Below are 23,267 nucleotides of genomic sequence, written 5' to 3'. Positions count from 1 at the left end.
GGGAGAAGCAAACCGGCTCGATCATGCTTGCGTAGCTGCTCGGGAATCACTGAGTAGGCCGCAGGGCGAAGCCTTCCGAGAATGGTCTGGCCATCCGTTGGAGAAACCGTCAGCAGTGGCTTGATGCAGCGTCTCATGGCGGTCCTCGGGCCGTTGCCACGCACTGCGGCAGCAGCGTGGCGGTAACCCGAAACTGCCCGCCGCAGTGCGGACAGCACATCGACGCAAGGCGAGCCACCCGGTGCAGGAATGCCGTCACCGATTCGATGATCGCCGGTTCCGGCGGCGGCACGGCCAGGGCCGAGCGCGCCGCCGCCAGCCCGACTTTCTTTCTCGCGGGCGAGAGCAGGCCATAGTGCCGGATGCGCTTGAAGCCGCTGGGCAGCAGATGCAGTAGAAAGCGGGCGATGAGCTCGCTTCCCGCCAGACGCAGCACGCGCTTCTTGCCCCCGCTATCCGCCCGTACCCGGAAAGCCGCCTGGCCGTTGGCGATGCCGATGATCCGCTCGTTGGATATCACCACCCGGGGCGTATAACGCCCGAGATAGTCGAGTACGGCCAGGGGGCCGCCGAGCGGTTGCTTGGCATAGACCACCCAGTCGTGGACGTGCAGGGTGTGCTTGAGCGTTTGCCAAGCCGCTTGATCAAGTGCTTCGGGCAGCTGTCCCTGCTGGCGCAAATGATCGAGGCCGGCAACAAACTTGCCACGAAACACTGACGGCCTTGGTCGTCAGACCACTCCGCTTCGATTTCGCATGCGATGGCTCCGTCTGCGGGATATGAACTATCCAAGCAGAGGTCTTCGGCGGTCACAATCAGGACCTTTTCGATAAAAAGGCGCGCATTCCCTTCGGCATCGACCAATTGACACTCGACAATGCCGGGCTGGTAGTCGTCCACAAACCGAACGATCTGCACAGATACGGTTGCCATGGCCTGGGATTCCCTGCGGCTGAGCGTCGCTAACACACCAGCCCCTTGGGATTTCGCAGGTCGGTTATCTGAGCCAGTGTATCTTCCCTACGACTTTCTCCTGGGCAACGGCCATGGCGTCCGAGAGCTGTTGATACCCAGCAGAGTCAACCCAGGTGGGCTCGCTTGGATCAAGGGCAAGTTGAAATCGTACGTAATAGAGACAGCCGTCTGGCCCGAGTGGAGTTGGCTGCTCGTTGTCATCCAGCAGTCCATCTTTTGCAGCAAGGCTATACCACCAGTCATATTCAAAGGCGATGATGTCGACCGGCCGATCCACCGCGCCATCGTAAAGCCATGTCCCGGTACGCACGATCTTCAATGGCATGCAACTCCCGACCGTTTGAGTTCACCAGCATCTCGGGCGTCCCCTGGAGCGGCGAGATAGGGCTTCGTTGGGGGTCTCATTTGTTCTCCAGTATCGACCACGTGTTGCTCGTGCCTTCGTACTCGAACTCGGCCTGCTCTTTTGCATCTTCGAGGGTTTCGTGCCAGGTATCGGACAAGCTGTTCCATTCGGCGTCGTGTCACCTTCGTATTGGCATATAGCCAGACCACTCGCTGGCCCAAGAAGCGCGCCGCCAACGATTTGTTTTGCGTTTCCGGTGAGGCGATGGCGTAAGTCTATGGGCGTATAGCAGACAACTCTAGCGCCACCTACGATAGCGGGAACCGGTCGCATTATGGGTCAGCTCTAACGTTCAGATCGAGGAGCTGACCGACTTGAACTATCGGAATATTCTTAATTTCGGCAGCCGAGTATCGTTCTTCAGGGTTTATGGTGATGAAACTCAACGTAAAGCCTTTTCAGACGCGGTGGCAGCCTTCCCCAGCTTTCCCCAGTACGGAGCCCAAACCGTGCGTGGAGGCATATTTCCCCGCACATTCAGATGCCGATGCCACTCGTCCAATGCACTCGATTCAAAAAGATTACAGGGAGCCGAGCCACGATTGTTAGCCCTGAAGCGCATCTACGATCGCATTCCAGCGCTTGGCAAGATACCTGGTTGTGACCAGTGCGGCGGCAATGAACACAGGCGGGAGAATTAGCCACCACCACTCCACGGCAAAGTCAGCGACAGCAATGAACCAGGAGTTCTCAAGATAGCCATTAAACCTCAACGAGGGAGCAACGTAGATCATGAAGGCAGAGATGGGGACACAAATAGTGACCAGAAACACCAGTAACAGGCCGTAGGTCAGAGCTACGACCGAACCGACAAATAGAAACTTGCGCCGCATTGTGGTGCGCCGACGTACGGCTACGATCGCTGAAAAGATGAGGGGCGCAAACGTAAAGAACTCATACGCAATTGCTGCCGCAATCATTGCGGCAGCTAGAGCCGGTTCGAAGCCAAAGATTGTGTCCATAGGGCTCATATAAAAAGAAATGGGCGGCCTGCGCGGCTTTTCGTGCAGACCGCTCGACGGAGTCCATATATGCCGGGTTAGAGCATGGCCCGTGCGAGGACGTGGGTAAGCTCATATTGATGGCATCCAGCTTCAATTAGTGCTCCGTCACTACCCAAGGCTCCAATTTCAAACCCCTCTTCGACGTCTTCGTAGTAGAGAAGCCCAGACGGGAGTTCTGCTACCACCCACACACTTTCTAGTACGCCGAACCGGCGAATGGGAACTTGGTAGAGCGGCACGCGCCAGCGGGCGAAGGACTCCCTTTGCAGGGGAGTGCAAAACCGGAGTTGTTCCGCGATAAGGGCTTCAAGCTCGGTAAGCGAGATCGGTTCCCACATGGCGGGGATCTAACGCGAAGTGAGCAGCAATGCTGCGGGATTTCTGGAATTCACGACGTATAGCCAGGCGGTTTCATTGGTGCAATCCATTGTTTTAAAAACCTGCAGATTCTTCCGTACTGCATGCAGTACCAAAAAACCCCCGATACCCTGCAAACCCAAAATTGCCAACAGCATTATATGGGAGCTTTGGATCAATTCGACCGCAGCAGCCAGCACTGCAACCCCGCAACCGCTTTGCCCCCTCCCCCGCCCCCTGCCCTAAAATCCCCAAGAAACTTCCACCCCGAAGGAGCTGAAGATGGCGATTCCCTGGTTGACCGTGCTGCAGGCGGTGCCCTGGTCCGAGGTGCTGGCCCAGGCGCCCAAGGTGGTGGATGCGGCGGGCAAGCTCTGGCGCCGGACCCGGCAGCGGGCACCGGTGCCCGACGGGACGGCGGCGCCCCCCAGCCCTGAAGAATTGCCGGAGCGGCTCCTGGCGGCGGAAAACCGGCTGGCGGAGCTGCAGCAGGAGCTGGCGGAATCCTCGGAGCTGCTGAAGGAACTGGCGGACCAGAACGCCCAGCTGTTGCGGGGGCTGGAAGCCGGCCGGCAGCGCCTGCGCCGGCTTCAGTGGCTGCTGGGCCTGACCGCCCTCCTGACCCTGGCGGCCCTGTTGCGCTGAACGGCTGTCCGGCAAGCCCCTGACCCGGCCCGGGATTTCGGCGGATCGGGAGATTGTGCTAGTGTTGCCCCCCATCCCTTGCCACCCATTTGGCATCGGCGGCGCCAGGCGCTGTCGGCAGACCGGCTCAAACACTTCCGAGGACGACCATGAAGCGCTACTTCGAGTTTTCTGATTCCAAGTCCCACAAGTTCTGGCAGATCGCCGTGGACGGCAGCAATTGCACCGTGAGCTACGGCAAGATCGGCACTGCCGGCCAGGAGAAGGTGAGCAGCTACGATTCCCCCGAGCGGGCCCTGAAGGAAGCGGAAAAGCTGATTGGCGAGAAGACCCGCAAGGGTTACGTGGAAAAGGAGAGCGCCAGCGAGAAGAAGCACGCCCGGCGGATCGTGGTCAGTTACGACGAGGCCGAGGCCGGCAAGACCCTGCTGGAGAAGGTGCAGGCTTTCGTGGACAGCCCCCAGGCCGCCGAAGTCAGCGCCCTGGTGATCGGCGCCTGGGAAACGCCCTACGAGCAAGACCCCCAGGCCGGCCTGGATTACCTGTGCGAGCACAGCGCCCGGCTGCCCAACCTGAAGGAGCTGTTCGTCGGCGACATGGATAGCGAGGAGTGCGAGATTTCCTGGATCATCCAGGGCGACTACACCCGCCTGTTTGCCGCCTTTCCCCAACTCGAACGCCTGCACATCAAGGGTTCCACCGGCCTGGTGCTGAGCCAGCAGCCCCTGGAGCACGCCCATCTCAAGGCACTGACCATCGAGTGCGGCGGCCTGCCCCAGAGCATCATCCAGACCATTACCGGCGCCCGGTTGCCGAACCTGGAATTCCTCAACCTGTACCTGGGGGTGGAAGACTATGGCTTTAACGCCGCCCTGGAGGACCTGCAGCCCTTCATGGACGGCACCCTGTTCCCCCGGCTGAAGTACCTGGCCCTGGCCGACAGCGAACTGGCCGACCAGATTGCCGAAGCCATCGCCGAGGCGCCGGTCCTGGACAGCATCGAGACCCTGGACCTTTCCAAGGGCACCCTGTCGGACAAGGGCGCCGAGGCCCTGCTGGCCAGCAGCAAGATCCGCCGCCTGCAGCGCCTGGACCTGCATTACCACTACCTGTCCAACGAGATGATGGCCCGGCTGAAGAAGGAGCTGGACCTGGTCCTGGACGTCAGCGAGCAGCAGGCCCCGGACGAGGACGAAGACGAGGACTGCTGCTGGCGCTACCCCGCCGTCACCGAATGACCGGTGGCGCACCGGACTGGTGGGTGATCGGTAACCCCGAGAACCGCCGCGTCCGCCTGTTTCAGGCAGCACTGCAGCAGGCCGGTCTGGCGCCGGCCCGCTGCGTTTCCTACCAGGATTTTCTCGACCGGGGCCCGGCGGCCCTGGAGGAGATCGCCCCCGGCAGCGTGGTGCGCCTTGAATCCCCGGGGGAGTGCTTCCCGGTGGAACAGCGCATCCTCGCCCTGGGTGGGGTGGCCGGGGCCATGGCGCTCACCGAGGAGCGCGGCCGCATCCACCATCCGGGCCGCTGGTTTGCCGGCTTCACCCGGCTGATGGCCGGGCTGCGCCAGGCCCTGCCCCAGGTGCGCTGGTTCAATCACCCCGACGACATCGTCACCCTGTTCGACAAGCCGCGCTGCAAGGCCCTGCTGGCACCCCACACCCTGCCCCCCTGCCCCGCCTTCGCTTCCGCCGCAGCTTTCCGGACCTGGGCCCGGGCCCAGCCCCGGGGACGCTTCTTCGTCAAACTCAACTACGCGTCCTCGGCCTCCGGCATCCTGGCCTATGACCACAACCGCCGCAGCGGCGAGGAACTGGCCTATTCCACGGTGGAGCGGGTGCCGACGCCCCAGGGGGCGAAATACTTCAACAGCCTCAAGATTGCCCGCTACCGGGATGGCCGGGAAATCGGCGCCATCCTGGATTTCCTGTTCGCCCAGGGCGCCCTGGTGGAGCCCTGGATTCCCAAGGCCGCCCACGCGGGAATGGCCTACGACCTGCGGGTGCTGGCCATCGCCGGCCAGCGCCAGCATGCCATCGCCCGCCTGTCCCGCAGCCCCATGACCAACCTGCACCTGGGCAACCGGCGCTGCCCCGTGGAAGCGCTGGAACTGGACGAGGCCCGCTGGTGCCAGATCGACACCCTGGTGGCCCAGACCATGGCCCATTTCCCCCGCTCCCTGTACGCCGGCCTGGACGTGCTGCTGCCCCGCCACGGCGGCGCCCCGGTGCTGCTCGAAGCCAATGCCTTCGGCGACCTGCTGCCGGAACTCCGGTACCAGGGCCGCTGCACCCACCTGGCCGAAATCGCCGCCTTCTGCGCCCGCAACGACCTGGGCCTGGCCGCCTGAGCCTTCCTGGATTCACGAGGAGAAACCGTCTTGCTCAACATGAATGAAATCGTCGGCCAGGCGAACATTCTCTTCATCACCTTCGACACCCTGCGCTACGACGTGGCCTGTGCCGAACTGGCGGCCGGGCACACCCCCTGCCTGGCCGGTCTGCTACCGGCCCAGGGCTGGGAGCGGCGCCACGCCCCGGGCACCTTCACCTATGCCTCCCACTGGGCCTTCTTCGCCGGCTTTCTGCCCACCCCGGCCCGGCCCGGCCCCCACGAGCGCCTGTTTGCCCTGGGTTTTGCCGGCAGCACCAGCACCGGCGCCTCGACCCGGGTATTCGAGACCGGCGACATCGTGGCCGGCCTGGCCGCCGAGGGTTACCGCACCCTGTGCATCGGCGGGGTCGGTTTCTTCAAGAAGGAAAACCCCCTCTCCCGGGTGCTGCCGGAGCTGTTCCAGGAAAGCTACTGGGAGCCCCGCTTCGGCGTCACCGAGCCGGACTCCACCCGGCATCAGGTGGCCTTCGCCCTGGAGCGCATGGCCCAGCTGCCGGAGCAGAAGCTGTTCCTGTTCCTCAACATCTCCGCCCTGCATCAGCCCAACTGCTGCTACCTGCCCGGGGCCGAGGGCGACAGCCTGGCCAGCCACGGGGCGGCGCTCCGCTACGTGGATAGCCAGCTGCCGCCCCTGTTCCAGGCCTTCCAGGCCCGGGGGGACACCCTGGTGATCCTCTGCTCCGACCACGGCACCACCTACGGGGAGGACGGTTACACCGGCCACCGGCTGGCCCACGAGAAAGTCTGGGAAGTGCCTTACGCGGAATTCCTGCTGCCCGGGGAGCCGGGACAATGAGGGACTTCGCCCGCTACCTGCAGGAAAACAGCCGCTTCCAGAGCTACCTGTATTCCTATCCCCACAAGACGGCCTACCGGCCCTTTGCCGCGCCGGTGGACCTCCAGGCCCTGTGGCGGGACGAAGGGCGCGACGCCCTGTTTTTGTACGCCCACATCCCCTTCTGCCAGCAGAAGTGCGCCTTCTGCAACCTGTTCACCCTGTCCCACCCCCAGCCGGAACTGGTGCGCCGCTACCTGGCCCAGCTGCGCACCGAGGCCGAGGTGATGCGCCAGGTGCTGGGGGACTTCCAGGTGGCCAGCTACGCGGTCGGCGGCGGCACCCCCAGCCTCCTCTCCCTGGATCAGCTGGAACAACTGTTCGCCATCTACACCGAAGTCATGGGCGTGGACCTGGCGGCGGCGCCGGGCTCCTTCGAGGCTTCCCCGGACACCCTGGACCCGGCCAAGATCCGCTACCTGGCCCAGCGGGGCATCCAGCGTTTTTCCATCGGCATCCAGAGCTTCGTGGATGAGGAGGCCCGGGCCATGGGCCGGCTGCAGCCCCAGAAGGAAACCGATGCCCTGCTGGATGAAATCGGCGCCGCCGGCTTTCCGGCCTTCAACCTGGACCTGATCTACGGCATTCCCGGGCAGACCGAGGCCAGCTGGCGCTTTTCCCTGGAACGGGCCCTGGCCTTTTCCCCCGACGAACTGTTCCTCTACCCCCTCTATGTGCGCCCCCTCACCGGGCTGCACCGCAAGACCATCCCCCTGGCCGCCCGCGAGGACCGCCGCCCCCGCCTCTATGCCCTGGCCTGCGACTTCCTCAAGGCCAGGGGGTATGTTCAGGATTCCATGCGCCTGTTCCGCCGGGCCGGCACCGCCCCGGCCCGGGACAGCGAGTACAGCTGCCAGGAGGACGGCATGATAGGCCTGGGCGTGAATGCCCGCTCCTATACCCGGGAGCTGCACTATGCCACCGAGTACGCCGTGGCCAAGCCCCGGGTCGCCGCCATCGTCCAGGATTACCTGGGCAAATCCCGGGCCGACTTCGCCTGGGCCCGGCATGGCATCCGCCTGAGCGAAGAAGACCGGCGCCGGCGCTACCTGATCAAATCCCTGCTCAAGGCGGAGGGGCTGGAATGCCACCACTACCGGCAGGTGTTCGGCAGCAACCCCCAGGCCGACTTTCCCGACCTGGAGCGGCTCCAGGAACTGGAGCTGGCCCGAATCCAGGGGCCCTTCCTGCGCCTCACCGAGGCCGGCATGGCCTGCTCGGACCTGATCGGCCACTGGTTCATCGGCCCGGAAGTGCAGCAGAAGATGCGGGAATACCAGCCCCGATGAGCCTGAAAATCCACTACCGGGGGCATCTTTCCGACTGCAACTACAGCTGCCCTTACTGCCCCTTCGCCCTGAGCCGCAACACCCCGGAGGAGCAAGCCCGGGATGCCCGGGACCTGGCCCGCTTCGTGGCCTGGGTGCAGGCCAACCCGGCCCGGCCGCTGGAAATCCTCATCACCCCCTACGGCGAGGCCCTGGCCCGCAGCTGGTACCGGGAGGCGGTGCGGGAACTCTCCCACCTCCCCCAGGTAGAACGCATCGCCGTACAGACCAACCTCTCCTGCCCCGTGCAGTGGCTGGAAGACTGCAACCGGCAGCGGCTGGCCCTCTGGCTCAGCTACCACCCGGACCAGGTGGCGGCAGCCAAGTTCCTCGGCAAATGCCAGGCCCTGGGGGCCATGGAGATCCGTTACAGCGTCGGGGTGGTGGGCCTGCGGGAGCACTTCGCCGCCATCGCCGCCCTGCGCACCCAGCTGCCCCCGGAAGTCTATCTGTGGGTGAATGCCTACAAGGACCAGCCCCACTACTACCGGCCGGCCGAGATAGCCTGGCTCACCGGCATCGACCCGCTCTTTCCCGACAACCTGCGCGACTACCCCAGCCTGGGCCAGCCCTGCCGCACCGGCAGCGAGGCGATTCTGGTGGACGGCGACGGCCGCATCAGCCGCTGCCATTTCATCAAGGATGAGCTGGGCCGGCTGTTCGAGGACGACCTGGACAGCCTGCTCCAGCCACGCCCCTGCACCCGGGCCCTCTGCGACTGCCACATCGGCTACGTGCACATGAACCAGCTGCCCTTCTACGAGCGCTACGGCCCCGGTCTGCTGGAACGCATTCCCCTCCGGCCCCCGGGCTTTCGCATAGCCCCCCTGCCCTGAGCGAGTTCAGGGGCCGCTACAGGCGCTCATGTTCCGACCCAAAGCCAGGTTAGAAACGCAGCGCAAACTGGCAACCCGGTTCAGTATTGCGAACGGATAGCCGCCATCCATGGGCCTTGGCCACTTCAAGACAGATGGCAAGTCCCAGTCCCGCGCCACCATGCTTACTGCCTGGCACACGCCAGAAACGCTGAAAAAGTTTGGTCAAATATTCTGGCTTGATGCCCGGCCCCTGATCCAGAACCAAAATGGCACCCTCATTGATGAAGAGGCAGACGCTTTCGCCTGCGGGTGAGACAGCAATGGCGTTTTCCACAAGATTCTTGAGCAGGACAAACAAGGCACTCCGATCTCCGCGTAGCGGCTGAGTGCGCTTTCCCACAGAAACCAGGTCGACTTGATGCCGGGCTGCGATGGGACCGAGAAAGCTGAGTACATCCTCAATCACCAGAGTCACATCCATGGCTTCGACCTGATAGCTTCCCAGTTCACTGACTTCAGTCAGCATCAGCAATTGCTGAATCTGGCGGGACATGTGATCGATGTCGCGCAGCATCAGGCTAGGATCCCCATTACCGGTTTCCAGATGCGCCTTCAATAAAGCCAGCGGCGTTTTGAGTTCGTGGGCCGCATCGGCGAGAAAGTGTTGCTGTAGTTCAAAACCCTTTTCCAGGCGATCAAGCGCCTGATTGAAGGAGTGCACCAAGGGGTAAATCTCGCTCGGGATACTGTCGGTACCGAGGCGGCGCCAGGGTTCGCGCGGCTCTATCAACTGGGCTTCCTGCGATGCCCGCTGGATGGGCGCAAGCTGGCGCCGGAGCAGCAGGAACAAGACGAGACCGAGAAGGGCAATGGAAAGGATGGCAGCCAGCGTAATTGAGATGGCGAAGGTATCGCCGAGCTCGTCGTGACGTAAGGCAGCCAGCCGCTCACTGACGGCGACCTGCAGCCAGTAGCTTGCTCCATCCATACCGGACAACGGGTGCGTCGCCAGGTGAACGGCGACTCCATCCAGCGAGGTGGCACTTAGTCCCGCCGTGGGCGGAAGATTCGTCAAACCCGAGCGGGTCCAGGCATCGCGCGTCCCCGCGGACGACCAGGACAGGGTCTGCCCGGTGCCGTCCATGATCCGAAACCCCGCATCCAAAGGCAGAGCATCGAATACCCACTGCAAATGCTGGTGAATATCCAGCGCCTGGATGCCGGGACGGCCCTCTGCATCGTAGCGGATATGGGTTGCCAGCTTCTGCGCCACCCGGTCGGCACCGTAATCCACCCAACGGCCACCATCCTGAAGCGCCCAGCTGCCGACGCCAATGAAAAGCACGGCCATCACCAGCCAGGCGCAGACATAGGTCGCCAGCAGGCGGAAACTGAGGCTGCTATGCCAACGGCAGCTGATTGACGGCATAGCCGACTCCCCTCTGGTTAGTGATTCGGACGGTGGAGCACAGGATTTCGAGTTTCTTGCGCAAGCGATGCAGCGCCACGTCCAGGGCGTTGGGGGTAACAGGTTCGAGCTGTCCCCAGGCCGCTGCTTCCAGGGCGCGGCGTGATACCGGCATACCATTGGCCTTGAACAGGGTGAGCATGATCTGGAATTCGCCCCGGGGCAGATTGGTGGAACGGTCCTCGCAGGAAGCGAGCAGACGGGCGGGGTCGAGCCGGACGTCGCCGAAGTGCGGCACCAGCTCGGTACGGATGGGCGGACGCCGCAGCAGGGCACGGGTACGCGCGACCAGTTCGTCCATCGAGAAGGGTTTGCAGAGATAGTCGTCGGCACCGGATTCGAGGCCCTCCACACGGTCATGGAGGGCGTCTCGCGCCGTCAGCAACAGACAGGGCACATGGTTGCCGACCTGGCGCAGCCGCCTGACCAGCTGCAAGCCGTCGCCATCGGGCAGGCCGCGATCGACCAGAATCGCCGAATACTCCTGGCCCTGCAGGGCCCACCATGCGGGCCCCAAACGTTCCAGCCAGTCGCACTCGATGCCGGCTGCAGCAACGGCCTGCATGATCAGGGCTGCCAGTCGCGGATGGTCTTCGAGCAGGAGGATACGCTGCATGGAAATTAGCGGCATCAGAAGCGGTAGAGGTAACCAGCTCGTATGCCGGGGGTGACGCTTTGATCGACCAGCGGGCTGTCCTTGATGCCCGAGCCATACACGGTCGCATTCACGTCAAAGAAAACAGTTTGTCCAGGCGCCAGTCGGTAGTCGAGCCCGATCCCCAGTTCGCCGTTAACAGTGGCGGAACCTTGGTAAGCATGCCGTCTAGCCGTGGCTTCTGCCGCAGTGACACCGTAGTAGTAATCCACGTACTTCTTGTCCAGCCAGGTTGCCGCCGCATATGGTTTCCATGACCAATCCCCCGCACTGAAACGCCGCTCGATACCGAGTCTGAGTTTCTGGCCCTGGCTGTTACTGGATGCGTCACCCGACCAGGAGGCCGATAGTTTGGCAAGCCCGGCATCCCAGTTGACCTTCGCCCCCAGCCAGGCACTGGACTTGCGATCACTCATACCGGACAGGAAGGAGGAGTCGCTGGAATCGTAGCCATCGTCGGCATAGCTGGCAGTAAGGGCATAGGAGAACTGTCCGGTCTTGCCGAGCTTGAAGTCGACGCCCGGACCAAACACCCGTACCCAACGATTTTCGTAGGTAACCATCGGCAGCAGTTCTGCCTTGTTGTCAAAATCCCGGTAGGGCTTGTTCTTGGCCATACCTATCAGCCCCAGCCCCCAGCTGGATTCATCGCTGCCCTCCATATCTCCAGCGTGAGCAAGGCAAGAAGTCTGGAGCAGCAGCAGGGTGAGCCCTGCCAGGGTGAAACGGGCGGCAGGAGAAGCAAAACAAGCTTTCATGGTGTTTCCTTGGTGATGATGGTCATGCCATGTTGGAACAAGGTTTCTTACCGGACTCTTACCAGGATCAGTGCCCGCCGGAAGCAGCCGGATCGATGACCCGCCGGGGTCTGGGGGCCAGCCAGATGACGAAAGCGGCGACGATGAAACTGACGGCAACGATGGTCATGACCTGATTGGTGGCCAGCATCACGGCCTGGGCATTGATGACCCGGTCGATGTTCTGCAGGGTGGTTTCCCCCGTGCTGCCCATGCCTTCAAAGAGCTTTCCGAGCATCCCGTCCTGGTCACTGATGGCCACCAGTTCAGCGTGATTGACGGTGGTCTGATCGTCCCACAGGGTGGTGATCAAGGAGGTCGCGAAGGCGCCCGACAGGGTCCGCAGGAAGTTCATGAGCCCGGCAGCCGAAGCCATCTCCGACTCCTCGACGCTGGACATGGCCAGCCCGGTGAGGGGGATGAAGAAGAAGGGCAGGCCCAGCCCCATGGCCATCAGGGGCATGGAGACTTCCCAGTAGCCCATGTCGGTGGTGGCCACGGTACGCCACAGACAGACCAGCCCCAGCCACAGGACGCCGCCGAACACCAGCTTGCGCGGGTCCACCCGGGCGGAGAGCCCGGCCGCCAGGGGGGCCACGAAGAGGGCGAAAATGCCGGTCCAGGCGGTGGCGATGCCTGCCAGGGTCGAGGTGTAGCCCATGTAGGTCTGCAGCCATTGGGGAGTCAGCACATTGGCCCCGAAGAAGGCGGCAAAGGCGAGGCTGATCGTGAGCACGCTGGCGGAGAAGCCCCGGTGGCGGAAGACCCGCAGATCGACCACCGGGTGTTCTTCATGCAGTTCCCAGATCAGGAAGGCGACGAAGCCGATGACGGCAATGATGCTCAGGACGACGATCTCGGTGGAGGCAAACCAGTCGAGATTCTTGCCCTCGTCCAGCACCAGCTGCAGGCAGGCGACCCAGACCAGCAGCAGGAGCAGGCCGATACGGTCGATGGGATTGCGCAGCAGGGGTTCCTCGTAGCGCTTCAGCAGCCGCCAGGCGATGAAGGCGCAGATGCCGGCAATGGGCATGTTGATGAAGAAGATCCAGGGCCAGGAATACTCGTCGCAGAGGTAGCCGCCCAGGATCGGCCCCATGACGGGGGCGATCAGGGTGGTCATGGCCCACAGCCCCACTGCGGCAGCGGCTTTTTCCTTGGGGAAGATGCGCAGCAGCAGGGTTTGCGACAGGGGCATCAGGGGACCGCCGGCCAGGCCCTGGCAGATGCGGGCGAACACCAGCAGCCCCAGGGTGTGGGCAAGACCGCACAGGGCCGAGAAGGCGCCGAACATGAGCATGGCCACCGTAAACACACGCACGGCGCCGAAACGGGCCGCCAGCCAGCCGGTCAAGGGCACGGTGATGGCTTCGGCCACGGCATAGGAGGTGATCACCCAGGTGCCCTGGCTGGTGGTGGCGCCCAGGGCGCCGGCGATGGTGGGCACGGAGACGTTGGCGATCGTCATGTCGAGCACGGCGATGAAGTTCGCCGCCGCCAGGATGATGGCGGCGAACCAGAGCATGCCTCCGGTCAGGGGCTGGCCAGCGGCGGGCACGGATGAGGTCTGGCTCATGGGACGTCCTTATTCGGCGACTGTGCCGGTGTCGATGCGCACCGTCATCGACAGCCCGGCCTTCAGGGGATTGGCCTGCAGTTCCACCGGGTCGAGGCGGATGCGGATGGGCAGGCGCTGCACCACCTTGATCCAGTTGCCGGTGGCGTTCTGGGCCGGGATCACGGCGAAGGCAGAGCCGGAACCGGCGGAAAAGCCTTCCACCACCCCGTGGTAGGTCACCGAACTGCCGTAGATGTCGGCCTTGAGGGTGGCCGGCTGACCAACGCGCACCTTCTCCAGCTGGCCTTCCTTGAAGTTGGCGTCCACGTGCATTTCCTGGATGGGAACCACCGACAGCAGGGGCGTGCCGGCCTGGACCCGCTGCCCCAGCTGCACCTGCCGCTTGGCGACGATGCCGTCCACCGGGGCGCGGATCACGGTCCGTTCGAGATCGACGGCGGCCTGGTCCCGCTTGGCGCGGGCCAGGGCCACTTCCGGGTTGTTGTCTTCGTCCACGTCGGCGATCAGGGCGGCGTTGGCATCCTTCGAGCCCTGGGTCGCCAGGCGGTCGGCCTGGGCCCGGCTGGCGCTGGCCCGGGCAGCGTCCAGATTGGCCTTGGCGCTGGCAAAGGCACTTTGCGCGCGGGTCAGCTCGTCGCCCGAAACGGCACCCGAGGCGATCAGGGCTTCCCGGCGCTTGAGGTCCACTGTGGCCTTGTCGAAATCCGCCTCGGCGACGGCGAGCTGGGCCACTGCCCGGCGCTCCTCCGCGACCTTGGCGGCGATCTGGGCGCCCAGCCCCTGATCGTTGGCCACGTAGCCCCTGACGCGGCGCATGGCACGGCTCAGGTCAGCTTCGGCCTCAGCCAGGGCCAGGCGGGCGTCGGTGGGGTCGATGAGCACCAGGACTTCGTCCTTCTTGACGGCCTGGGTGTCCTTGACCCGGATTTCGGCAATGGTGCCGGACACGGAAGGCGTGACCTGGGCCATTTCCACCGCGGCATAGGCGTTGTCGGTAGAGACGAAGCGCGAACCGTAAAAGATCCAGTAGGCGGCGGCGAGGGCGGCAACCAGCGCCAGGGCGCCGGCAAAGACGAGCAGGAGCTTGTTGCGGCGCGCAGTGATGGCAGTTCTGTCGGCTGCGGGTTCGATGGTTTCAGACATTTCGGTTATCTCCGGGGTAATCAGTTGGGGGTCTGGTAGCCGCCGCCCAGTGCCCGCTTGAGGGCGACGTCGAGGCTCAGGGAGCGGGAGCGCAGATCGGTGAGGGAGCGCTGATTGGTGAGCAGGGTGTCCTCGGCGCTCAGCACCTCCAGATAGCTGGAAAGGCCTCCTTCGTAGCGGCTTTTGGCGATCAGGTAGGCCTCGCTGGCGGCCGCCACCGCCTGCTCGCCGCGCCCCAGACGTGCCGCCAGCGCCTGCTGGCTGACGGCGGCGTCGGCCACATCCTGCAGGGCCTTGGCGACGGTCTTGTTGTAGGAGGCGACGGCTTCATCACGGCGGGCTTCGGCACCCTGCAACTCGCCCCGCAGGCGGCCGCCGGAAAATATCGGCAACGAGAAAGCCGGGCCGATGCTGCCTAGGGTCGAACCGCTCTTGGTGAGCAGGTCGAGGCCGAGAGACTGCACACCGATGAAGGCGCTCAGGTTGATGTTGGGGTAGAAGTCCGCCCTCTTCTGGTCCACCCGCTGGGCATAGGCTTCCGCCTGCAGGCGGGCGGCCGCCACGTCCGGACGGCGCCCGAGCAGGTCCACCGCCAACTGGGGCGGCAAGCCAAAGTGATGGGCGAAATTCAGCTGCGGGCGTGCGATCTCCAGGCCCCGGTCGGGACCGGCGCCCAGCAGGGCGGCCAGTTGATTGCGCTGCAGCGCGATCTGTTCGTCCACCTGGAGCAGCTCCCCCTCGGCGTTGGCCTGGCGGGCCTGGGCCTCACGCAGGCTGCCGCGGGTTTCCATGCCGTGCTCGAAACGCTGGGCGAACAGTTGGGCCGTACGGGTGCGTATCCGCAAGGCTTCCGCCAGGGTGTCGCGGGTGGCGTACAGATGCGCCAGTTCGACGTAGCCGCTGGCGATGCTGGTGGCCAGGGTCAGCCGGGCCTGGGCCGCGTCGGCCCGGCTGGCCTGCAGTTCCGAGGTGGCAGCGGCGAGCGCGGCGCGATTCTTGCCCCAGAAATCGATCTCCCAGCTGAAGTCGATGGTGGCCCGGCCATAGTCCTTCCAGCCTTCCGGGGTCATCGCGCGGGGGGTCAGGTAGTTGTAGCTCTGCCGCTGCTCGGTGACGGAACCGTTGGCGGAAACCTGCGGCAGGAGGGGCGCACCAGCCACCTGGCGGCTGGCTTCGGCGGCACGCAGGCGGGCGGCGGCAATCGCCATGTCCGGCGCCGTGGCCAGCCCCTCCTGAATCAGGGCGTCGAGCTGCGGGTCGCCATAGTGCTGCCACCAGCGATCGTCGGGCCAGGTCGTGGCCGGAGCCGCCAGCGCACGCTCACTGGCCAGCTGGTCGGGGTTGCGTGCCTGGAGCTGGAGGGATGGAGCCGGGAGTTCCGCGCATCCGGCCAGCACGGCAGTAACGGCTGCGGCCATGGCGATATGGCGCGTAAACGAGCGGGGTTGGGAAAGGAAGGAATAGGACATGGCGCACCCGATAACTAGACTGTACGGTGCAGTCTAGTTTCGGACAGCCAGTCAGTCAAGCTATAATGAACACATCAGTCTGGTTAAGCGGAGGGAATATGAGGATCAAGAGTGAAGCCAAGCGTCAGAGCATCATCAACGCAGCTTCCGTCGTGTTTGGATCGACCGGATTTGAAGGCAGCTCCATGTCGGACATCTGCAACGAGGCAGGATGTTCGCGCGGGACTCTCTACAGCTATTTCGCATCCAAGGAGGAATTGTTCCTGGAGGTGATGATCCTCGGGAGCCAGGCCTCCATCGACGCCATCAGCGCGGCCCTCGACCCCGCTGCCAGCAACATTGAGGAAGCCCTCGCCCAGTTCGGATGCCGCCTGCTGGCATTGATCTACTCCCCCGAGTTCCTGGCCTTGCGGCGGCTGGCGATGGCTGAGGCAACCCGGTCCGAGTTCGGTCAGCTGTTCTACACCCGCGGCCGCAAGAAGGGGGACGTCATGATCGCCGACTTCCTGCGGCAGGCCGCCGCGGCCGGCAAGCTGCGAGCTGAGGACCCCGACCTGCAGGCGGTGCAGTTGGTCGGCCTGCTGGAATCGGAGCTGAGCGAGATGCTGTTCTCCGCCAACCCCCAGCCCCTGGAACCCGCCCGCATCGAGCGGGTTGTCGCCAACGCCATCAGGGTGTTCATGAGCGCTTACGGTCCAAGCCAGACGCCGACATCCCCTCCCGACACCCGCGCCACCATCCAGAAGTAACAACCGGCCCGGCCTCCGGCACTGGCCAGCAGAAGGCGCGGCGTCCTGCCGGCGCAGGTCACTGGCCATCCCCGGACCCGCAGCCCCCGCAGCACCGGACGCCCCTCAGGCCTCCCCGACCAAGGCCCCCGCTTCTTCGTGCAGCAGGGCCAGGACGGCGAGCTGCAGGTAGGCCTCGGGCAGCTGATGATCGGCGGGGCTGGCCTGGGCCCGGGCCAGTTCCTCCAGCAGGGCGGCCAGCCCCCGGGCCAGGGCGCTGAGGGAGAGGGCCTGGAGGCGGGTGGCCAGGGCGGCGGCGCTGTCCCGCCAGTGCCGGGAAAGACGGACAAAGCCCTGGTGCGGCAGCTCGGCCAGCAATTCCAGCAGGCGCTGCACGGCGCCCACGGGACCTTCCGGCGCCGGGGCCTGCAGTTCCCCCAGGGGCAGCCGGGCCAGGGCGCCGCTGCAGCTGCCCGGCGCTTCCAGGTCGGGCAGCACCAGCCGGTCGCAGGCCAGGGCCCAGGGTTCCAGGCAGGGTGTTCCCCCCTGCCAGGTGAGCACGCCGGCCACCTGCCGCAGGGGGCCCAGGGCTCCGCTCAAGGCGCCGGCCAGGGCGTCCAGCCCGTGCCGCTGCCGGCCCCGGTGGCGGTACTGGAGCAGCAGGGCTTCCCCCGCCTCGTCCCGCAGCAGGGCCACCAGGGTCTGCTGCTGGGGATCGTAGAACAGCTGTTCCGGCGGCCCGGCCTGGAACAGCAGGTAGCGGCCCGCCGCATGGCGGGCTTCGGCCATGGGCAGGGGATGGGCGAGTTTTTCCGCCCGCAGGCCAGCGACGCTGGCGAAGGCCAGGGGCGGCCCCAGGCTGCGCCAGTCCCCGTCCTGGGGCAGCAGGCTGTTCTGGCTGGAACGGGCCCGGGCCAGGAGCAGGGTGCCATCGGCCCGGCGCCGGGCCTGGGTGGCGAGCAGCTGGCCGGAGGCGAGCTGGAGCAGCCGCACCCCGGGGGCCAGACGCTGGCGCCCCAGGTCCGGGGGGCCGCCGCCCGGTTCCTGCCAGCGGTGATGCAGCACGAAGCGGGAGGCGGTATCCATGTCCGCCAGCACCAGCCGGGCGTGGCAGTCCTCCCCCTCCTGGTCCACCCGGCAGCCCAGGGTGATGAGGCGCAGCCGGTCCAGCTCGCTTTCCTCCACCTCCCCCAGCCCCAGGGCTTCCCTGGCCCGGCCGGGGCGGGTGCCGGCCCCCAGGCGCAGGGCCAGCTCCGCCAGCAGCCGCACCCCGTCCTGGAGCCGGAAGCGGGCGCTGCGGGCGGCATAGGCCTGGGACCAGGATTCCAGCTCCGCCAGGAGCAGCTGCAGCCACACGGCGCCCTCGCTTCGGGCCGCCTCCAGGGCGCCGGTGAAGGCTTGGGCATGCAGGGCCGCGCCCTGCTGCACCCCGTGGCGCAGCAGGCTGCCGGCCAGGGCCAGATAGGGCTGCCGTTCCAGGTGCGCGGCGGCCTGGGGGGCGCCCAGCTGTACCTGGCAGAGGGGGGCGGCGCCCTCCCCGGCGGCCCGGAAGGCCCAGACCGCCAGGGCCAGATGTTCGCAGGCGCCCCCGGCGACGCAGTCACACCGGGCGGCCTCGATGCGGGCCCCGGCCCAGAAGCGCACGGTGGCCGTGGGCAGACGGGCGGTGGGACAGGGCTCGCCTGCAGCCGTGTCCCGCAGCTCCACGCTCAGGCCCCGTTCCTGCAGGCTGTGGGCCAGGGCCAGGAGCCGGGGAGGCAGCAGCTGCGCCAGCTCGGCGTCGCTCACTGCGGCGGGAGACACCAGGGGCGGCGGCGCCGCCTCGGCCTGGCTACGGTAGGCCAGGGCGGCCATGATCCGGTGCCGGCAGGCCCCGGCGGCGCCGCAGCTGCAGGCGGCCTCCTGGATGCCCTGACCGGCGGCCCAGCGGACCCGGGTGCCGTCGGCGAAAAGGGCGCTCAGAGTGTCGGCCGCATCGAGTTCCAGTGCCGGCCCCTTGCCCCCTTCCAGCTCCCGCTGGGCCCGCTTCACCAACCCCAGGTTGGCGGCCTGGGCCAGGGCCTCGGGGGAAAGGTGCAGCAGATCCTGACGCGGCCCGCTCATCCGAGCTTCTCCGCCAGCCAGGCCGCCAGCTGGCCCGGGGTCATGGCCGCCACCTGGGCGCCGGCCTCCACCAGCTTTTCCGCCAGCACCCGGTCGTAGTCGGCTTCGGCCTTGTCGTTCAGGGCCGCCAGCCCCAGCACCCGGGTGCCCTGAGCCACCAGAGCCCGGGTCAGGCTCAGGAGCTGGTATTCGGGCATGCCCTCGTAGAAGTCGCTCAGCAGCACCACGATGGCCCGGGTGGGCACCTCGATCTGCTCGGCCCCATAGGCCAGGGCCTTGCCGATGTGGGTGCCGCCCCCGAGCTGCACCTGCATCAGGGTTTCCACCGGGTCGGCGGCATGTTCGCTGAGATCCACCACCTCCGTGTCGAAGGCGATCAGGTGGGTTTTCACCCCGGGCAGGCCCCACAGGCAGGAGGCGGTGACGGCCGCGTGGATCACCGAGGACACCATGCTGCCGCTCTGGTCCACCAGCAGGATCACCTGCCAGCGTTCCAGGGTCTTCCGGGTGTTGTGATAGAACCAGGGCCGGGCCAGCACCAGGCGGCCCCGCTCCGGGTCGTAGTGGCGCAGGTTGCGGCGGATGCTCTCCCGGGCCGCGAACTGGCTGTAGCTGCCCGTGGGTACCAGGCGCTGCTTGCGCCGGGTGCCGCTGAAGGCCCGGCTCACCTCCCGGGCCAGTTTTTCCAGGATTTCCCGCACCACCCGGGCCACCAGTTGCCGGGCCATGGCCAGCACTTCCGGGTTCATCAGGTGCTTGGTGCGCAGCACCGCTTCCAGGAGGGCCGGGTTGGGGGTGGCCCGCTCCAGCACCTCCAGATTGGTCACCAGCTCCTCGATGCCATAGCGGTGGATGGCGTCCCGCTCCAGGCGCTCTATGGTTTCCTGGGGAAAGAGGGTATGGATTTCATTGATCCAGTCGGGCACCGAGAGCACCGAGGCCCCGTCGCCCCCATGCCGGTCCAGGCTGTCCGAACCCTGCTCCTGGCGCCCGTAGAGCCAGGACAGGGCCCGGTCCATGGCGCCCAGGGCGGGATTGCCGCCACACCCGGGCAGGGCGGTCTCGGCCGCCTCCCCCAGGAGCAGGCGCCAGCGTTCCGCGTCGTTCAGGAGGGGCGGGGTGGTCATGGCAGGACTCCATAATCCCGGGCCCAGGCCAGAGCCCTGGCTTCCATCCGTTTGGCTTCGAGCAGGCCGGCCCCGTCGCCGGGCAGGCGCAGCAGGCGGAATTCCTCGCTGCGGGACAGCCCCAGGACCTCCGCCACCCGGGCGGCGATGCCGCCCCGCTCCCGGGGCGGAAACCAGGCGAAGGCGGCGCGCAGGCGCGGCAGCAGCACCAGGAAATCCGCCTCCGTCATGGCCGCCAGGGCCCCCTGGATGGCGGCCACGATGGCGGTGTCGGCCACGGCCAGCTCCCGGGTGCGGGAGAAGAGTCCGTAGAGGAAATCCCCCAGCCGCTCCCGGGCCGGCTGGGCCCGCACCAGGGCCAGCACGGCATCGGCCGTCATCCGGCCCCGGGCATGCAGGGCCCCCAGGGCGGCGCCGGCCAGGGCGGGCGGGCCCTGGCGCTGCCGGGCCAGGCGCATCAGGGTGGCGAGAATGAACTCCGGTTCCAGGAGGGGAACCCCGTCCGTCCCGGGGGCCGGGGCCAGATCCAGGAGGCCGGCCAGGAATTCCACTGCCGCCACATCCGCTTCCTGGGCGTCCCCCTGGGCCTGGTGCCCTTCCAGCAGCCAGAGCAGCCGCTCCCCCAGGAGGGCCAGGGGCGGCTCCAGCAGGCTGCGGGTTTCCTGGCCCCAGAAGCCGGTGCGGGCCAGCTCCAGCAGGCTGAGGCCGGCGGCGGCCAGCTCCCCGTGTTGATGCAGACCGGGCAGCAGCTGTTGCAGTTGCTGCTGCAGCTCCCGGCCCAGCCCCGTGAGGTCTGCCCGCAGGGCAGCCACCAGGGCCTCCGCCAGTTCCCGGGCGCCGGCCCCGGGCAGCAGCCGGCGCAGCAGGGCCGTGCCGGCGGCCTGTTCCAGGGTGGGGCCGAAACGGCTGGCTTCGATCAGGTCCGGCTCCCAGCGCAGCCCCCGCTGCAGCTGCCAGCGCTCCTCATAGCGCAGGGCTTCGGACAGCTGCCGGGCCCCATGCTTAGCCTCCAGGGCCTGCAGCCGCACCCCATCCAGTTCCAGCAGGGAGAGACGCCAGAGCACCCGGGAACGGGCCTGCTCCCCGGGCTGACGCCGGTCCAGGCTGACCTGCCGGGGCTGGCTGCCAGGCAGCAGCTCCAGTTCCGCCAGCAGGGCCTCCACCTGGCGCAGCAGGGGCGGCTGGGGCGTGGCCCCGTCCAGCTGCCCCCGCCCCTCGCCGGTGAGGGCCAGCAGGGCTTCCCGCAGCAGGGGATGGTCGGCGCTACCGAGCCAGTCCCGGCCGCTCCAGGGGGGCGGCTGCTCCAGGGCTTCCTTGACCCCGGCCATGAGCAGGGCATCCAGGAGGTCCACCCGCTGGGGCGGCTGGTGCCCGCGCAACCGGGCCAGGCCCTGGAGGGCGGATTCCAGGGCAACGCAGTCGGCAGTGGAGAAATTCACCTGCCGCCCGCGCAGGCGGCTCAGCACCGTGGCCCGGGCCCGCTCCAGGGCCTGCTCCGGCCCCAGTTCCCAGCACCACTGGTAGAACAGGGGCGAAGGCATGCCGGCACCGTAGCCGGCCAGGGCTTCCACCTGGCGGAATTCGCAGGGCACCAGGTAGGCGCCCGCTTCCTCCCCCTCCGGCAGGCGCGGCCCCTGGGGCTCCGCCACCGGCCCCGCTGCCAGCAGGGCCTGGACCCGGGCTTCCAGCACCGGCCGGTGCCAGCCGCCGCAGATGACCAGCACGGGTCCCGGCTGGCTGCCCAGGGCGGCGGCCACGTGGCGGGCCATGAAGTCTTCCCGGGCCTGGTCCTCGGGGGAGCCGGGATCGTCGCCCCGCAATTCGCCGAAATACTGATCCAGGCGGGCCGCCAGCTCGGCTTCCGGGGCGCCTTCGAAGAGCCGGTCCCAGAGGGCGTCGTCCCCGTCGCAGGCCAGGCGCCGGCACAGGGCGGCACTCACCCGGCCATAGCGGTCCCGGCCGGGCAGGGGCGCCCCCTCCCCTTCCCGGGCCCGGTAGTGCCAGTGGGGCAGGTCGATGAAACGCAGGGGGATGCCCAGGCGCCGAGCCTCCCCCAGGGCCACCCATTCGGGGGAATAGTCGAGGAAGGGAAACCAGCACTGAGCCAGGCGGCTTTCGCCCCGGACATAGCTGTACAGGGCGATGGGCGGGCGATGGGCCAGGCCCAGCTCACCGATGCGGCTGTTGAAGTCGCTGGGTCCCTCCACCAGCACCAGGGCCGGCGGGCTTGCAGCCAGCTCCCGGGCTACCAGGCGGGCGCAGGCGGGGCTGTGGTGGCGGATGCCGATGATCCGCAGCCGAGCCTTCATTCCGGCAGCCGGTGCCGGGCAGCGTAGAAGGCCTGCCAGTGTGCGCCCTGGCGCTTGCCGGCCCGGTGCTCCATGTAGCGGCGCAGCTTCTTGCCGTCCTCCGCGTTGTCCTTGGCGGCGGCCCCGGCCAGGGCTTCGACGATGTCCCCGGGCTCCCCCCCGTCGCCGCGCAGGTAATAACCCCGCAGGGCAACGCTGTAAGCCACGCTCACCGCTTCCGCAGTGCTCACCACGGTGGACAGGCGCTCCCCGGCGGCCCCGTCCCGGCCCACCCCGTCCCGCAGTTCCCGGAACACGGTCACCAGGACTTCCAGCACCTCGTCCGGCGGCAGCACCGGCACCTGGTCTCGGGCCAGAAGCCGCCCCACCTCGGCCCGTACCAGCTCGAATTCCTGCTCGTAGTCGCGGATGGGAAACAGGGTCTCGAAGGAAAAGCGCCGCTTCAGGGCCGCGGACATTTCATTCACCCCCCGGTCCCGGGTGTTGGCGGTGGCGATCAGGTTGAAGCCCGGGGCGGCAAACAGGGTGCCCCCCTCCCCGCTCAGCTCCGGCACCATCAGCAGCCGCTCGGAGAGGATGGAAAGCAGACCGTCCTGGACCTCCGGCGGGCAGCGGGTGATTTCCTCGAAACGCACCAGCTGGCCCGCCTGCATGGCCCGGTACAGGGGCGAAGGCACCAGGGCCTGGGGCGAGGGCCCCTCATTGAGCAGCAGGGCGTAGTTCCAGCCGTACTTGATCTGGTCCTCGGTGGTGGCGGCACTGCCCTGAATGGTCAGGGTGCTGCAGCCGCTGATGGCCGCCGCCAGGAGTTCCGAGAGCAGGGACTTGGCCGTCCCCGGTTCCCCCACCAGCAGCAGGGCCCGGTTGCTGGCCAGGGTCACCAGGGCCCGCTCGATGAGCCCCGGCGCGCAGACGATCTTGGCCGCCGCCTCCCCTTCCCCCAGGATGAAGCGGCGCACCGCCGGCATGGAAAGCTGCCAGCCCGGCGGCCGAGGCAAGCGGTCCGCCGCCCGCAGACGGGCAAGCTCCTCCCCGTACAGGACTTCGGCAGGAGGACGCTGGAGAACAGGGGGCTGGTTCGGGGTCATGGTGTAGGAAAGAGATGGAAAGCCACAGGGCGAGATCAT

General features: G+C 66.7%; 19 protein-coding genes and 1 pseudogene. 7 read left to right on the top strand and 13 right to left on the bottom strand.

Going from position 1 to position 23,267, the window contains the following annotated elements; translation table 11 throughout:
* Positions 1-133 precede the first annotated feature (133 nt).
* The 3 genes and pseudogenes from G474_RS21100 to G474_RS0115230 form a co-directional block, all read right to left on the bottom strand.
* Positions 134-715, bottom strand: a pseudogene (locus tag G474_RS21100) (IS91 family transposase); the annotation flags it as partial.
* Positions 716-997: 282 nt separating this feature from the next.
* Positions 998-1,300: a hypothetical protein gene (locus G474_RS0115235; RefSeq protein WP_026687725.1), complete on the bottom strand. Its 303-nt coding sequence runs from the start codon at positions 1,298-1,300 to the stop codon at positions 998-1,000.
* A 626-nt stretch (positions 1,301-1,926) separates the two neighbouring features.
* Positions 1,927-2,343, bottom strand: coding sequence for a hypothetical protein (locus tag G474_RS0115230; RefSeq protein WP_026687724.1), 417 nt, complete (start codon positions 2,341-2,343; stop codon positions 1,927-1,929).
* Between the two features lie 681 nt (positions 2,344-3,024).
* Here G474_RS0115230 and G474_RS0115220 point away from each other — a divergent pair.
* The 6 genes from G474_RS0115220 to G474_RS21090 all read left to right on the top strand — a co-directional run bounded on the left by G474_RS0115220 (position 3,025) and on the right by G474_RS21090 (position 8,780).
* A complete protein-coding gene (locus G474_RS0115220; protein ID WP_026687722.1) occupies positions 3,025-3,387 on the top strand; it encodes a hypothetical protein in 363 nt (120 codons plus the stop codon).
* 149 nt (positions 3,388-3,536) lie between these two features.
* Positions 3,537-4,625, top strand: coding sequence for an STM4015 family protein (locus G474_RS0115215; protein WP_026687721.1), 1,089 nt, complete (start codon positions 3,537-3,539; stop codon positions 4,623-4,625).
* A complete protein-coding gene (locus G474_RS21095) occupies positions 4,622-5,737 on the top strand; it encodes an STM4014 family protein (protein WP_156919300.1) in 1,116 nt (371 codons plus the stop codon). Before G474_RS0115215 ends, G474_RS21095 begins: the two co-directional genes overlap by 4 nt.
* 39 nt (positions 5,738-5,776) lie before the next feature.
* Positions 5,777-6,577: an STM4013/SEN3800 family hydrolase gene (locus G474_RS0115205; RefSeq protein WP_051282346.1), complete on the top strand. Its 801-nt coding sequence runs from the start codon at positions 5,777-5,779 to the stop codon at positions 6,575-6,577.
* On the top strand, positions 6,574-7,905 hold the full coding sequence (locus tag G474_RS0115200) for an STM4012 family radical SAM protein (RefSeq protein ID WP_026687719.1): 1,332 nt from the start codon (positions 6,574-6,576) through the stop codon (positions 7,903-7,905). Before G474_RS0115205 ends, G474_RS0115200 begins: the two co-directional genes overlap by 4 nt.
* Positions 7,902-8,780 (top strand): STM4011 family radical SAM protein, encoded by an 879-nt coding sequence (locus G474_RS21090; RefSeq protein WP_043464676.1) that lies wholly within the window; start codon positions 7,902-7,904, stop codon positions 8,778-8,780. Before G474_RS0115200 ends, G474_RS21090 begins: the two co-directional genes overlap by 4 nt.
* Positions 8,781-8,829: 49 nt before the next feature.
* Here G474_RS21090 and G474_RS21085 read toward each other — a convergent pair whose 3' ends face one another.
* The 6 genes from G474_RS21085 to G474_RS0115165 all read right to left on the bottom strand — a co-directional run bounded on the left by G474_RS21085 (position 8,830) and on the right by G474_RS0115165 (position 15,873).
* A complete protein-coding gene (locus G474_RS21085; protein ID WP_051282343.1) occupies positions 8,830-10,191 on the bottom strand; it encodes a sensor histidine kinase in 1,362 nt (453 codons plus the stop codon).
* The gene (locus G474_RS0115185; protein ID WP_026687718.1) at positions 10,163-10,846 is read right to left on the bottom strand and encodes a response regulator transcription factor; all 684 of its coding nucleotides are present in this window, start codon (positions 10,844-10,846) and stop codon (positions 10,163-10,165) included. The genes G474_RS21085 and G474_RS0115185 overlap by 29 nt, the downstream gene beginning before the upstream one ends.
* A 14-nt stretch (positions 10,847-10,860) precedes the next feature.
* Complete coding sequence (locus tag G474_RS0115180) at positions 10,861-11,643, bottom strand: MipA/OmpV family protein (protein WP_051282342.1); 783 nt, start codon at positions 11,641-11,643, stop codon at positions 10,861-10,863.
* 67 nt (positions 11,644-11,710) lie between these two features.
* A complete protein-coding gene (locus G474_RS0115175; RefSeq protein WP_026687716.1) occupies positions 11,711-13,258 on the bottom strand; it encodes a DHA2 family efflux MFS transporter permease subunit in 1,548 nt (515 codons plus the stop codon).
* 9 nt (positions 13,259-13,267) lie between these two features.
* Positions 13,268-14,404, bottom strand: a complete 1,137-nt coding sequence (locus G474_RS0115170; RefSeq protein ID WP_026687715.1) for an HlyD family efflux transporter periplasmic adaptor subunit — start codon at positions 14,402-14,404, stop codon at positions 13,268-13,270.
* A 20-nt stretch (positions 14,405-14,424) separates the two neighbouring features.
* Complete coding sequence (locus tag G474_RS0115165; RefSeq protein ID WP_026687714.1) at positions 14,425-15,873, bottom strand: efflux transporter outer membrane subunit; 1,449 nt, start codon at positions 15,871-15,873, stop codon at positions 14,425-14,427.
* A 98-nt stretch (positions 15,874-15,971) separates the two neighbouring features.
* Here G474_RS0115165 and G474_RS21080 point away from each other — a divergent pair, with 98 nt between their 5' ends.
* Positions 15,972-16,622, top strand: coding sequence for a TetR/AcrR family transcriptional regulator (locus tag G474_RS21080; protein ID WP_051282341.1), 651 nt, complete (start codon positions 15,972-15,974; stop codon positions 16,620-16,622).
* 105 nt (positions 16,623-16,727) lie between these two features.
* Here G474_RS21080 and G474_RS0115155 read toward each other — a convergent pair whose 3' ends face one another.
* From G474_RS0115155 to G474_RS0115140, 4 genes are read right to left on the bottom strand one after another with little or no spacing between them, the layout of a single operon-like run.
* Positions 16,728-18,704 (bottom strand): SWIM zinc finger family protein, encoded by a 1,977-nt coding sequence (locus G474_RS0115155; protein WP_026687713.1) that lies wholly within the window; start codon positions 18,702-18,704, stop codon positions 16,728-16,730.
* A complete protein-coding gene (locus G474_RS0115150) occupies positions 18,701-19,831 on the bottom strand; it encodes a VWA domain-containing protein (RefSeq protein WP_026687712.1) in 1,131 nt (376 codons plus the stop codon). Before G474_RS0115150 ends, G474_RS0115155 begins: the two co-directional genes overlap by 4 nt.
* Complete coding sequence (locus tag G474_RS21075; RefSeq protein ID WP_043464673.1) at positions 19,828-22,140, bottom strand: DUF5682 family protein; 2,313 nt, start codon at positions 22,138-22,140, stop codon at positions 19,828-19,830. The genes G474_RS0115150 and G474_RS21075 overlap by 4 nt, the downstream gene beginning before the upstream one ends.
* On the bottom strand, positions 22,137-23,267 hold the full coding sequence (locus tag G474_RS0115140) for an ATP-binding protein (RefSeq protein WP_245589381.1): 1,131 nt from the start codon (positions 23,265-23,267) through the stop codon (positions 22,137-22,139). Before G474_RS0115140 ends, G474_RS21075 begins: the two co-directional genes overlap by 4 nt.

It is taken from the genome of Azovibrio restrictus DSM 23866, from assembly GCF_000429665.1.
GTDB lineage: Bacteria > Pseudomonadota > Gammaproteobacteria > Burkholderiales > Rhodocyclaceae > Azovibrio > Azovibrio restrictus.
The sequence above is the reverse complement of the archived record's forward strand: the minus strand, read 5'-3'. Positions and strand labels throughout refer to the sequence as shown.